We start from the raw sequence: 12,620 nt of genomic DNA on the forward strand, positions 1-12,620 counted from the left end.
CGATGCAAAGCGCAATTGTTCTCGGCGGCGGCATGATCGGCGTGAGCGCGGCGCTGCACCTCCGGCAGCGCGGCTGGTCGGTCACGCTCGTCGACCGCAGGGAGCCGGGCCGCGAGACCAGCTACGGCAATGCCGGGATGATCCAGGCCGAAGCCGTGCGTCCCTATCCGATGCCGCGCGACCTCGCTTCGCTCCTGAAGATCGCGACCGGCCGCACCAATGACGTGCGCTACAGCCTGTCGTCGCTTCATCTCCATATCGAGCCCCTGCTCCGCTACTGGTGGCATTCGGCGCCGAAGCGGCATCGCGAGGCGATCGACGCCTGGGCGCGGCTGATCGCCTACGCGACGGCGGAGCACGACATCCTCATTCGCGAAGCCCATGCCGACAATCTGATCCGCCGCGCGGGCTACCGGCATCTGCATCGCGACGCAGCCTCCTTCGATCTCGCCGTCAAGGCGGCGGAACAAGACCAGCGCGAATTCGGCGTGAGGTTTCGCGCGCTCTCGGGGGCCGAGCTCGCCAAGGCCGAACCGATTCTGCGCGACGACCTGCCCGGTGCGATCCATTGGCTCGACACCTGGACCGTGTCCGATCCCGGCGCACTGGTCACGGCCTATGCCGAGCTGTTCGAACGCCTCGGCGGCACCATCGTGCTCGGCGATGCCCAGACCTTGCGGCAGACCGCGACCGGCTGGTCGGTCGACACGGACCAGGGAACCATCGACGCTGCGGCCGCCGTCGTGACGCTCGGGCCCTGGTCGCCCAATCTCCTGCACAAATTCGGCTATCGCATTCCGCTCGTACGCAAGCGCGGCTACCACATGCATTACAGCGGCGGCGCCTCACTCGATCTGCCGCTGGTCGACAAGGCCGGCGGCTATGCCATGGGTCCGATGGCGAAGGGCATCCGCATCACCACAGGCGCGGAATTGACCGGCATGGACGCGCTCGCCACGCCGGTGCAGCTCGCGAGTGCCGAAGCTTCGGCGCGAGAGCTGATCGACCTCGGCAGGCGCGTCGAGCCCGACCCGTGGTTCGGCACCCGCCCCTGCACGCCCGACATGCTGCCGGTGCTCGGGCAAGCCCCGCGTCATCCCGGCCTCTGGATGAATTTCGGCCACGGCCACCAGGGCTTTACGCTCGGGCCCGCGACCGGTCGCCTGCTCGCCGAGATGATGAGCGGCGAGACGCCGGCGATCGATCCGACGCCATACCGGCCTGAGCGCTTCTAGCTGTCGGCGTCCGCGGCGCGCACCGCGAGCGCGACTGAGATGCGCGAGCCGGCAAATTCCGTCAGTCGGCGCGCTCGGCCAGCAGCTTCCTGATGCGGTCGGCATCTTCGGGCGTCGCCGGATTGTAGACGATCATGCTGAGATCGGAGCGGCCCTCGACATTGAAGCTCGAATATTCGAACGACATCGTGCCGTGAACGGGATGCCGCAGCCGCTTGGTTCCGTCGCCATGATGGCGCACGTCATTGTCGCGCCAGAGCGCCGCGAATTCCGGACTTGTCCGACAGAGCTCGTCGACGAAATCGGCGACATGCGAGACGGCACCTGCTCGCGCCGCGTCTGCCCTGAATGCGGCCACCACGAAGCGTGCCACACTGTCCCAGTCATATTGCGCGGCGCGCACGCGCGGATCGCAGAAGATGAAGCGCAGGATGTTGCGCTGTCTCGGAGGGATCGCGCCGTAGTCGGTCAGCACGACGCTTGCGGCGCGATTCCAGGCGACGACGTCCCAGGTCGCGGTGCGTACCAACGCCGGGCTGAATGAGAGCGCATCAAGCACGCGTTGCAGCCGCGGCGAGACGCCTTCGCTCGCCTGGTAGCGCACCTCAGGCGGGCGGCCGAGGCCGATCAGGAACAGGTGCTCGCGCTCGACATCGGTCAGCATCAACGCGCGCGCGATCCGGTCGAGCACGTCGGCCGATGGCGCCCCGCCGCGGCCCTGCTCCAGCCAGGTGTACCAGGTCGAGCTGATATTGGCGCGCTGGGCCACTTCCTCCCGGCGCAGACCCGGCGTGCGCCTGCGGCTGCCGGAGAAGCCGAACGCGGCTGCATCGAGCCGGGTGCGACGGTCCTTCAGATAGGCCCCAAGCAAGTTCTCGGCGGCAGCGCTCTCGCTCATCCTGTTAGCTATTATACCCTGATAATGTCACTACTTTACCCGGATAACTGTAGCGCAGATGGTTCTCTCCACCAACACCAGGAGATTTCGCATGCGTGTTTTCGTTACCGGTGCCACCGGCTTCGTCGGTTCCGCCGTCGTTCGAGACCTGATGGCCGCCGGCCATAGCGTAAACGGCCTCGCCCGCTCCGATGCCGGCGCCGCAGCGCTCACCGCGATGGGCGCCGAGGTCCATCGTGGGTCGCTGGAGGATCATGCCTCCTTACGCGGCGGCGCCGCCGCTTCGGACGGTGTGCTGCATCTCGGCTTCAACCACGACTTCTCGAAATTCGCCGACAATTGCGAGCTCGACCGCCGCGCGATCCTCGCGCTCGGTGAGGAGCTCAAAGGCTCCGACCGCCCTCTCATCGTCACATCCGGTGTAGCGCTGCTGGCGCCCGGACGGCTCGCGACCGAAGACGATGCGGCGGCCCGCCACTTTCCGCGCGTCTCGGAAGCCACTGCCGAAGACCTCGCGGAGCGCGGCGTCCGCACCGGCATCGTGCGGCTGCCGCCCACGACCCACGGTGAGGGCGACCACGGCTTCGTGCCGCGCCTGATCGCGCTCGCCCGGGAGAAAGGCGCCGCGGCCTATATCGGCGAAGGCCAAAACCGCTGGCCGGCCGCGCACCGCCTCGACGCCGCGCGCGTCTATCGTCTCGCGCTGGAGCAAGGCGCGACCGCGCGGCGCTATCATGCGATCGCCGAGGAAGGCGTGCCGTTCAAGGCGATCGCAGAGGTGATCGGCCGACGGCTCGGCGTCCCCGTCGTGTCCAAATCGCCTGAGGAAGCGGCCGCGCATTTCGGCTGGTTCGCACAGTTCGCCGGCATCGACGTTCCGACCTCAAGCGCCAAGACGCGCGCTTCGCTCAGCTGGGCGCCGAAAGAAAAAGGGCTGATCGACGATCTCGACCAGCCCCATTATTTCGAGGTCTGACGGCGCCGCCCGCGCCGTCAGATTCCGCTTGCAGATCAGTCCGTCGTGACGGCCGTTTCCATGTCGGTCGGATCGATCTGTCTGGCGAGGTTGGCGTTGAGCTTGTCGCGGTCGAGCTCACCCTCCCACCAGGCGACGATCACGCAGGCCACGCCGTTGCCACAGAGGTTGGTCAGCGCGCGGCACTCGCTCATGAACTTGTCGATGCCGAGCACGATCGCCATGCCCGGCACGAGGCGCGGATCGACCACGGCGAGCGTCGCGGCCAGCGTGATGAAGCCCGCGCCGGTGATGCCGGAGGCACCCTTCGAGGTCAGCATCGCCACCACCAGGATGGTGAGCTGCTGGCCGAAGGTGAGATCGAAGCCAAGCGCCTGCGCGATGAATAGCGTCGCCAGCGTCATGTAGATGTTGGTGCCGTCGAGATTGAACGAATAGCCCGTGGGCACCACGAGGCCGACCACCGACTTCGAGCAGCCGAGGCGCTCGAGTTTCTCCATCAAGGAAGGCAGCGCGCTTTCCGAGGACGAGGTGCCGAGCACGATCAGCAGCTCGTCCTTGATGTAGGCGAGGAACTTGAAGATGGAGAAGCCGGCGAGGCGCGCGATGGTTCCGAGCACGACGAATACGAACAGCGCCGCGGTGACGTAGAACGTCGCGATCAGGCCGACCAGGTTGAGGATCGCCCCGGTGCCGAACTTGCCGATGGTGTAGGCCATTGCGCCGAAGGCGCCGATCGGCGCCGCGCGCATCACGATGGAGATGACTCCGAACACCGCATGCGCGGCGTCATCGATGAAGCTGCGGATGGTATGGCCGCGCTCGCCGAGGCCCATGATGGCGAAGCCGAACAGCACCGAGAACAGCAACACCTGCAGGATCTCGCCTTGCGCGAAGGCGCCGACCACGGTGTCGGGGATGATGTGCAGGATGAAGTCGACCGACCTCTGGCCCTCGGCCTGCTTGGCGTAGTTGGCGACGGCCTGCGCGTTGGCGGCGGCGCTGCCGAAGCCCGCACCCGGCTTCACCAGGTTGCCGATGATGAGTCCGATCACCAGCGCGAAGGTCGAGACGACCTCGAAATAGACCAGCGCCTTGACGCCGATGCGGCCGACCTTCTTGGCGTCCTGGATATGCGCGATGCCGGAGACCACGGTGCAGAAGATGATCGGCGCAATCACCATCTTGATCAGCTTGATGAAGCCGTCGCCCATCGCCTTGATCCACTCGTTGGTGGCGAGCGACGGCCACAGCCAGCCGACCAAGGCGCCGAGCACGATGGCGATCAGCACCTGGACGTAGAGAACCTTGTACCAAGGCTTGGCGGCGGCCGGCGCGACCGGCGCCCCCGCCATCGTTGTCGTCGTCATTGTTTCACTCCCCCTCAAACTCAGAGCCAGCCAAGATCAACTTGGCCGGCTCTGTCAATCGGAACTGCTCGGAATGGTGCGCTTTACCCGCGTCGATCGACGATCCGGCGGGCCGCCGGCATCAGCGCGGCGCCCAGCGCGTTCTTGACCACCGATGCCGCAATGAACGGCGCGACGCCGACCGCCCAAGCCTTGGTTGCGCCAAGGCCGATGACGTAGGCCAGCCAGCCGAAGCCGGCGATGAAGATGACGACATGGGCGAGCGCCATTGCTCCAAACAGGAACACGACGTTGCGATCCCAGCCGCGCTCGGCCAGCCAGCCGGTGATGAAGGCAGCCAGCACGAAGCCATACAGGTAGCCGGCAGTCGGGCCGACCAGCGGTGCAATTCCACCGACCGGGCCGGCGAACACCGGCAGCCCCATCGCGCCTTCGGCGAGGTAGGCGATCATGGTTGCGCTGCCAAGGCGCCAGCCATAGGCGGCGCCGATCATCAGCACGACCAGCGTCTGCAGGGTCATGGGCACGTAAGGCAGTGGCAGATTCACCTTGGCTGATAGCGCCATCAAGGCGGTGCCGAGCGCAATCAGCACGACGGCGCGAAGTGCGCCGACGGTTTCACCCGGACGGGTCGGCCACATCAATGCGGCGAGAGGAGAATGCGGCGTGGCGACGGACGGGAGGGAACGGTCAGACAAAGTTGAACTCCGCAGGGCTGGTGTCGAAACGGCTGTCGAAAACTCGCGGCTATTTAAGCCAGTGAGCGATCCGGTCAACTGCCTCCCGCATCTCCGCTGCCGAACGCGCATAGGAAAGCCGTATGAACGAACGACCATGGATGGGATCGAAATCGAGACCCGGCGTGGCCGCAACGTGCGCCTGCTCCAGCATCTGCTTGGCGAACTCGAAACTGTCCGAGGTGAAGTCCGAGACGTCGGCGTAGAGATAGAAGGCGCCGTCGGCAGGCAGGAACTTGCTGAGGCCCGCCTTGGGCAATCCCTCGATCAGGATGCGCCGGTTTTCCTGATAGCCGTGCTTGATCTCCTCCATCTCGGCCGCGCCGTCGAAGGCGGCCTCGGCCGCGATCTGCGACAGCGAAGGCACCGAGATCGACAGGTTCTGCTGCAGCCGCTCGATCGGCCGCACCAGGATCTCGGGCACGACCATCCAGCCGACGCGCCAGCCCGTCATGCAAAAATATTTCGAGAACGAGTTGATCACGAGTGCGTGCTCCGACAGCGCCGCCGCCGTCGCCGCCGGAAACGCGTAGTCGAGCCCGTGATAGATCTCGTCGGAGATGAAGCGGATGCCGGCATCTTCCGCCGCAGCGATCAGGCCGGCAAGCGCCTCGCGGGACATCATCGTCCCGGTCGGATTGGCCGGGCTGCCGACCAGCACGCCCTTGAGCGGCGCCTTGCGATGGGCCGCCAGCAGCGCCTCGCCGGTCAGCGCGTGGCGCGTGTCATTGGTGGTCTCGATCAGCACCGGCTCGCAACCGAGCGCGGTGAGGATGTGACGGTAGGGCGGATAGCCCGGCACCGTCACGGCGACGCGGTCGCCGGGCGCGAACATCGACAGGAAAGCCAGGATGAAACCGCCGGAGGAGCCTGTCGTCACCACGATCCGCTCGGGGCTGACATCACAGCCATAGGCATCCCGATAGTGGCGCGCGATGCGTTCGCGCAATGAGGGGATGCCGAGCGCGGAGGTGTAATCGATCCGCCCCGCCTCGAGCGCCGCATGGGCGGCCGCGATCGCGGTCTTTGGAGCGCCGGTTGCGGGCTGGCCGACCTCCATGTGGATGACGTGGCCGCCTGCCGCCTCGATTCGGGCCGCGGCGGCCATCACGTCCATCACCATGAACGGGGGAACATCGCTGCGGCGGGAGGGCTCGAGCCACTGCCCCACCCGGTTCCTCAATGTCGCATCGTGCATCGAATTCTGCTATTCGCTGGCGAACCGGTCGGTTCGGTCCCGGAAACGGGGCGCTTGCGCCCCAGACTGGCCGCATTGTACGGCTCATAAGGGCATATCTCGTATCCGGTCCGCCGCCAATCGCCAAAAACCAATCACGAAACTGCTTGATCAAGACCGTTTGACCCAGACCGCCTGATGTTGCTCCAGATCGCATTGCGCAAGAAGGCCTCCTCCCTCACCGCCCTCGTCACCGCCGCGGCGATCGCGCTGTTGCCGATGCCGGCCGCGCATGCGCAGGCCAAGGGGCCGCCGATCCTGCGCGACACCGAAACCGAGCAGCTGCTGCGCGAATACACGCGCCCGATCCTGCGCGTTGCCGGTCTGGAAAAGCAGAACATCCAGATGGTGATCATCAACGAAGGCTCGTTCAACGCGTTCGTCGCGGACGGCCGCCGCATCTTCGTCAATTACGGCGCGATCATGCAGTCGGAGACGCCGAACCAGATCATCGGCGTGCTCGCGCACGAGACCGGACATCTGGCCGGCGGCCATCTGTCCAAGCTGCGCGAACAGCTCGCCAACGCCCAGACCCAGATGATCATCGCCATGCTGCTCGGGGCCGGCGCGATCGCCGTGGGCAGCACCCGCGGCAGCAACAGCGCCGGCAACAACGGGCTCGCCAATGCCGGTGCTGCCGCCATCGCCGGACCGCAGGAGATGATCCGCCGCACGCTGCTGTCCTATCAGCGCCAGCAGGAGGAGAACGCCGACCGCGCCGGCGTGAAATTCCTGACCGCGACCCAGCAGTCGCCGAAGGGCATGTACGAGACCTTCAAGCGCTTCACCAGCGAGAGCCTGTTCGCTGCCCGCGGCACCGATCCCTATCTCCAGTCGCATCCGATGCCCGCCGAGCGCGTCGCGTCGCTTCAGGAATTCGCCAGTTCCAGCCCCTATTGGGACAAGAAGGACGATCCCGCGCTCCAGCTCCGCCACGACATGGCGCGCGCCAAGATTTCCGCGTTCATGGAGCGGCCGGAGACGGTCTACCGCCGCTATCCCCAGACGAACGACAGCATGCCGGCGCGCTATGCCCGCGCCATCAGCACCTATCTGCACGGCGATTTACGCAGCGCCCTGGCCCAGATCGACGCGCTGATCCAGGTCCAGCCGAACAACCCGTATTTCTACGAGGTGCGCGGCCAGGCCCTGCTGGAGGGCGGCAAGCCGGCCGAGGCGATCCCTGCCCTGCGCAAGGCGGTGCAGCTGTCCAACAACGCGCCCCTCATCGAGATGTTACTTGGGCAGGCTCTGGTTGGATCGGATAATAAGGCCTACACCGATGATGCCGTTCGGATTCTCCGGGCCGCGGTGGCACGGGAACCGGAGGCTGCGCTCGGTTATATGCAGCTCGCGATGGCCTATGGCCGGAAGGGCGACTATGCCGAGGCGGATCTGGCGTCGGCGCAGGCCGCTTATTTGCGCGGCGACAACAAGACCGCCCGCGAGCTCGCCACGCGCGCGAAAACCCGTTTCGCCGTCGGCACGCCCGGATGGGTCAAGGCCGACGACATCGTGGCGGCCAAGCCGCCGCGCAACTAACGCGACCAAGACGACGCCTGACACCACGACGTCACGACACCGAGCTTAAGTCCGCCGGGACGTTTTCCGAAACCAGCTTTCGATAAGAGGATTTGCCTATGCCTTCGCTGCGCCTGCTTGCTCCCGCGCTGTTCGCGCTCGCCATCTTCGGCGCGGCCGTTCCCGCGTCGGCCGACAGCTTCTCGGATGCCCAGCGCACCGACATCGAGGCGATCATCAAGAACTATCTCGTCACCCATCCCGAGGTGCTCGAGGAAGCGATGACCGAGCTCACCAAGCGCCAGGCCGCGGCCGAAACGCAGAAGCACGAAGCCAGCATCGCGCAGAACTCCGATGCGATCTTCAACTCGCCGCGCCAGGTCGTGCTCGGCAACAAGGACGGCGACGTCACCTTCGTCGAGTTCTTCGATTACAATTGCGGCTACTGCAAGCGCGCGATGGGCGACATGCTCGACCTCATGAAGGCCGATCCGAAGCTGAAGGTCGTGCTCAAGGAGTTTCCGGTGCTGAGCCAGGGCTCGGTCGAAGCGGCACAGGTCGCGGTCGCCGTGCGCATGCAGGATCCCACCGGCAAGAAGTATCTCGACTTCCACCAGAAGCTGCTCGGCGGCCGTGGCGCCGCCGACAAGGCGCGCGCGCTGCAGGCGGCCAAGGAAGCCGGCCTCGACACCGCGAAGATCGAGAAGGACATCGGCAGCCCCGAGGTGCGCGCCACCATCGAGGAGAATTTCAAGCTCGCCGAAGCGATGGGCATGAACGGCACGCCGAGCTACGTGATCGGCAAGCAGATTGTGATCGGCGCCGTCGGCCTCGAAGGCCTGAAGGAAAAGATCGGCGTTGCCCGTTGCGGCAAGGCGACTTGCTAACAAGGCGACCTGCTGATCCCGCATTTCACAATCTGCGCATGCGACGAGGCCGGCTGAACAGCCGGCCTTTTTCGTTGACCGCAGCTCTGCGCGAATTCTGGCGCGAATCCGGCGCGCGCATTCATCTCGCGTTTAAGAAACAAATACCCCGGAACCGCCGATGTTCCGGAACAACTCAAATCTCCTTTCGTTGGTGGCGCGGGCAATGACGCTAAGAAACACGTGAGGAGAAATTTGATGTCTAACCGCTTTATGATCTCGGTCGCCGCGCTCGCGCTCGTCGCAGGCACCGGGCTGGCGAACGCACAGGGCACCATGAACCGCGATAGCGGTGGCGGGGCCGGTGCGCAGCCGACGCAACATTCGCAACCCGCCGGCGGCGCGGCTGAACGTGGCGCGATGGGCAAGGAAGCCGCTCCCGAAAGGGGCACCGTCGGCCAGGCTGGCGGCGCCATGAAGCCCGGCGGAGCAGCCGAGGAGAAGTCGTCTGGCGCGACGGAGAAATCCGGTGCGATGGAAAAGTCAGGCGGGATGGAAAAATCCGGCACGATGAACAAGAACGCGGCTGACGAGAAGGCCGGCGCGACGAAGGGTGAGCACGCCCAGGGCGCGCAGGACAAGTCCGCGCAGGACAAGTCCAAGAGCACGATGGACAAGTCCCAGATGGACAAGTCCAAGAGCACCGAGACTGACACCAAGAGCGGCAACATGAACGCCCAGACCAAGGGCGCGGACAGCAAGGCTGCCGACACCAAGTCTCAGACCACGACCGGCGCCGCGCCTGCGACCGCTGCGGCACCGCCTGCCGAGAAGCGGACCGAGATCTCAACGGCGATCAAGTCGACCAAGATCGAAGAGACCACCAACGTCAACTTCAACATCTCGGTCGGCGCCGCGATCCCGGCGTCCGTTCGCTTCCATCCGCTGCCGCCCCGGATCGTGGAAATCTATCCGGAGTGGCGCGGCTATGACGTGATCTACGTCCGCGGACAGTACATCATCGTCCGTCCGCAGACGCGCGAGATCGTGTACATCATCGAAGGCTAAGCCACCTGGCTGACGGCCCGATAAGCCCTTGCCGAGAGATCGGCAGGGGCTTTTGGCCTATTGGGCGGCCTCCCCTGCCTATCCCGCCCGGCAGCCACGATTAGAACTGGTTAACAAGCAATTTCCGTAACTTCCGCACAGGTTTTTGCACCCCGGATGAGCTGTTTGAAGCCCCCTGGGAGGTCCTTCAAGGCTTCCCCTAAGGCGCTTTGTTACCTATAACCCCCGCCACGCCGAAGCACCTCTTGCGGGATTGGAATGGCCGAACCAGCAACCGACACGATCCTCGTTCTCAACGGGCCGAACCTCAACATGTTGGGGACGCGCGAGCCCGAGAAGTATGGCCATGCGACGCTGGCCGACGTCGAAACACTGTGCCGCGAAGCGGCGGCGGCATACGGCCTCAAGGCCGACTGCCGGCAGTCGAACCGCGAAGGCGAGTTGATCGACTTCGTCCACGAGGCGCACGCCCGCAAGATGAAGGGCATCATCATCAATGCCGGCGGCTATTCGCACACCTCGATCGCGCTGCACGACGCGCTGCTCGCGGTGCAGATTCCGACCGTCGAAGTGCACGTGACCAACATCCACGCCCGCGAGAGCTTCCGTCACCATTCCTACACCGCGCGCGCGGCCTTCGCCTCGCTCTGCGGTTTCGGCATCGAGGGCTACCGCCTCGCCATCCAGGGCCTTGCCGCCAAGCTCGGCATCAAGCCCAAAGCCTGACGCTCCCTCTTCACACAGAACATTCGGATCAGAACATGGCGCGCCAGCCAGACGACAAAGCAGCCGTAAAGTTTTCCAGCGAGGATTCCGCGCTCGTCCGCGAGCTCGCACTTCTGCTCGATGAGACCAGCCTCACCGAGATCGAGATCGAACGGGCCGGTCTTCGCCTGCGCGTCGCCCGCAACATCAGCGTCGCCGCCACCATGCCGATGCAGATGGCGGCCGGTCCCGCCGTCCTGCCGGCGGCCGCAGCTGCCGCCGCGCCAGCCGCGGCCGACCTGTCGAAGCATCCGGGCGCGGTGATCTCGCCGATGGTTGGCACCGCCTATTGGGCGCCGGAGCCCGGCGCCAAGCCGTTCATCGAGGTCGGCAGCAAGGTCTCGGTCGGCCAGACGCTGCTGATCATCGAAGCGATGAAGACCATGAACCAGATCCCCTCGCCGCGCGCCGGCACGGTGACGCAGATCCTGGTCGAAGACGGCCAGCCGGTCGAGTACGGCGAGCCGCTCGTCATCATTGAGTAATGGTCGTGGGCGGTCAGCCGCCCTAGCCGCTTCCCGCGCGCCAGTCCCTTAAGGACACCATGTTCGACAAGATCCTCATAGCCAATCGCGGCGAGATCGCCCTTCGCATCCTGCGCGCCTGCAAGGAGCTCGGCATCGCGACCGTGGCCGTGCACTCCACCGCCGACGCCGACGCCATGCATGTGCGCCTGTCGGACGAGAGCGTCTGCATCGGGCCGCCGCCGTCCAAGGACAGCTATCTCAACGTGCCCGCGCTGCTCGCGGCCTGCGAGATCACCGGCGCCGATGCCGTGCATCCCGGCTACGGCTTCCTCTCCGAGAACGCGCGCTTCGCCGAAATCCTTGGCGAGCACAATCTGCATTTCATCGGCCCCAAGGCCGAGCACATCCGCCTGATGGGCGACAAGATCGAGGCCAAGAAGACGGCCAGGAAGCTCGGCATTCCCGTGGTGCCCGGCTCGGACGGCGCGGTCGGCCCCGAGGACGACGCGATGGCGATCGCCAGGAAGATCGGCTTCCCCGTGCTGGTCAAGGCAGCCGCCGGCGGCGGCGGCCGCGGCATGAAGGTCGCGCAGAGCGAGGCCGACCTCCAGGTGGCGCTGTCGACGGCAGCCAACGAGGCCAAGTCCGCCTTCGGTGACGCGTCCGTCTATCTGGAAAAATACCTCCAGAAGCCGCGCCACATCGAGATCCAGATCCTCGGTGACGGCCGCGGCGGCGCGATCCATCTCGGCGAGCGCGATTGCTCGCTGCAGCGCCGCCACCAGAAGGTCTGGGAGGAAGGTCCCTCGCCGGTCCTTGCCGCCGCTGCACGCGCCAAGATCGGCGAGACCTGCGCCAAGGCGATGCGCGAGATGAAATATCTCGGCGTCGGCACCATCGAATTCCTGTTCGAGGACGGCGAGTTCTACTTCATCGAGATGAATACCCGCATCCAGGTCGAGCATCCCGTCACCGAGAGCATCACCGACATCGACCTCGTGCTGGAGCAGATCCGCATCGCTGCCGGCGGCGATCTGCCGGCCAAGCAAAGCGAGATTCAGATCATCGGCCACGCGATCGAGTGCCGTATCAACGCCGAGAACCCGCAGAGCTTCCGTCCCTCGCCGGGCCGCATCACGCAATATCACCAGCCCGGCGGGCTCGGCGTGCGCATCGATTCTGCGGTCTATCAGGGCTACACCATCCCGCCCTATTACGACTCGCTCGTCGGCAAGCTCATCGTCCACGGCAAGACCCGCGCCGAATGCCTGATGCGGCTGCGCCGGGCACTGGACGAGATGGTGGTCGAGGGTATCGAGACGACGCTGCCGCTGTTCCGCGACCTGGTGCGCCAGGACGACATCATCAACGGCGACTATCACATCCACTGGCTGGAACAGTACCTCGCGGGTAAGGAACCGACCGCGGGGTAACCCTCTCTCCCGATGGAACCCTTTGGCCCCCATCGCGTTCTGGACGG

Annotated in this window: 12 protein-coding genes; 8 read left to right on the top strand and 4 right to left on the bottom strand. The window is 65.6% G+C overall.

All coding sequences use genetic code 11. The annotated features are described in order from the left end of the window. Window positions 1-2: 2 nt before the first annotated feature. Window positions 3-1,235 carry an NAD(P)/FAD-dependent oxidoreductase gene (locus tag AB7531_RS24585; protein ID WP_063983543.1) on the top strand — a complete coding sequence of 411 codons (1,233 nt, stop codon included), beginning with the start codon at window positions 3-5 and terminating at the stop codon, window positions 1,233-1,235. Between the two features lie 61 nt (window positions 1,236-1,296). On the opposite strand, the gene AB7531_RS24590 is transcribed toward AB7531_RS24585, so the two are convergent. Continuing rightward, window positions 1,297-2,133, bottom strand: a complete 837-nt coding sequence (locus AB7531_RS24590) for a helix-turn-helix transcriptional regulator (protein ID WP_063983544.1) — start codon at window positions 2,131-2,133, stop codon at window positions 1,297-1,299. Between the two features lie 91 nt (window positions 2,134-2,224). On the opposite strand from AB7531_RS24590, the gene AB7531_RS24595 reads away from it, so the two are divergent. Continuing rightward, entirely contained in the window at window positions 2,225-3,109 is an 885-nt protein-coding gene (locus AB7531_RS24595) for an SDR family oxidoreductase (RefSeq protein WP_063983545.1), read from the top strand. 35 nt (window positions 3,110-3,144) lie between these two features. Here the strand turns inward: AB7531_RS24595 and AB7531_RS24600 are convergent, their stop codons facing one another. The 3 genes from AB7531_RS24600 to AB7531_RS24610 form a co-directional block, all read right to left on the bottom strand. Beyond that, window positions 3,145-4,479, bottom strand: a complete 1,335-nt coding sequence (locus AB7531_RS24600; RefSeq protein WP_063983546.1) for a dicarboxylate/amino acid:cation symporter — start codon at window positions 4,477-4,479, stop codon at window positions 3,145-3,147. 83 nt (window positions 4,480-4,562) lie between these two features. Beyond that, window positions 4,563-5,120 carry a biotin transporter BioY gene (locus AB7531_RS24605; RefSeq protein WP_063983547.1) on the bottom strand — a complete coding sequence of 186 codons (558 nt, stop codon included), beginning with the start codon at window positions 5,118-5,120 and terminating at the stop codon, window positions 4,563-4,565. Window positions 5,121-5,226: 106 nt separating this feature from the next. Next, window positions 5,227-6,414: a pyridoxal phosphate-dependent aminotransferase gene (locus AB7531_RS24610; protein ID WP_063983548.1), complete on the bottom strand. Its 1,188-nt coding sequence runs from the start codon at window positions 6,412-6,414 to the stop codon at window positions 5,227-5,229. Between the two features lie 177 nt (window positions 6,415-6,591). On the opposite strand from AB7531_RS24610, the gene AB7531_RS24615 reads away from it, so the two are divergent. The 6 genes from AB7531_RS24615 to accC all read left to right on the top strand — a co-directional run bounded on the left by AB7531_RS24615 (window position 6,592) and on the right by accC (window position 12,573). After that, the gene (locus AB7531_RS24615) at window positions 6,592-7,995 is read left to right on the top strand and encodes a M48 family metalloprotease (RefSeq protein WP_063983549.1); all 1,404 of its coding nucleotides are present in this window, start codon (window positions 6,592-6,594) and stop codon (window positions 7,993-7,995) included. A gap of 98 nt (window positions 7,996-8,093) precedes the next feature. After that, window positions 8,094-8,861 (top strand): DsbA family protein, encoded by a 768-nt coding sequence (locus AB7531_RS24620; RefSeq protein ID WP_063983550.1) that lies wholly within the window; start codon window positions 8,094-8,096, stop codon window positions 8,859-8,861. A 237-nt stretch (window positions 8,862-9,098) separates the two neighbouring features. Beyond that, on the top strand, window positions 9,099-9,908 hold the full coding sequence (locus AB7531_RS24625; protein ID WP_231144946.1) for a DUF1236 domain-containing protein: 810 nt from the start codon (window positions 9,099-9,101) through the stop codon (window positions 9,906-9,908). A 258-nt stretch (window positions 9,909-10,166) separates the two neighbouring features. Then, window positions 10,167-10,634, top strand: a complete 468-nt coding sequence (gene aroQ / locus AB7531_RS24630; protein WP_014495592.1) for a type II 3-dehydroquinate dehydratase — start codon at window positions 10,167-10,169, stop codon at window positions 10,632-10,634. Window positions 10,635-10,669: 35 nt separating this feature from the next. Then, the gene (accB, locus tag AB7531_RS24635; protein WP_063983552.1) at window positions 10,670-11,158 is read left to right on the top strand and encodes an acetyl-CoA carboxylase biotin carboxyl carrier protein; all 489 of its coding nucleotides are present in this window, start codon (window positions 10,670-10,672) and stop codon (window positions 11,156-11,158) included. A 59-nt stretch (window positions 11,159-11,217) separates the two neighbouring features. After that, window positions 11,218-12,573 (top strand): acetyl-CoA carboxylase biotin carboxylase subunit, encoded by a 1,356-nt coding sequence (gene accC / locus AB7531_RS24640; RefSeq protein ID WP_063983553.1) that lies wholly within the window; start codon window positions 11,218-11,220, stop codon window positions 12,571-12,573. Window positions 12,574-12,620 lie beyond the last annotated feature (47 nt).

It is taken from the genome of Bradyrhizobium sp. 63_E2_N1_3, assembly GCF_052076005.1.
Lineage (GTDB): Bacteria > Pseudomonadota > Alphaproteobacteria > Rhizobiales > Xanthobacteraceae > Bradyrhizobium > Bradyrhizobium barranii.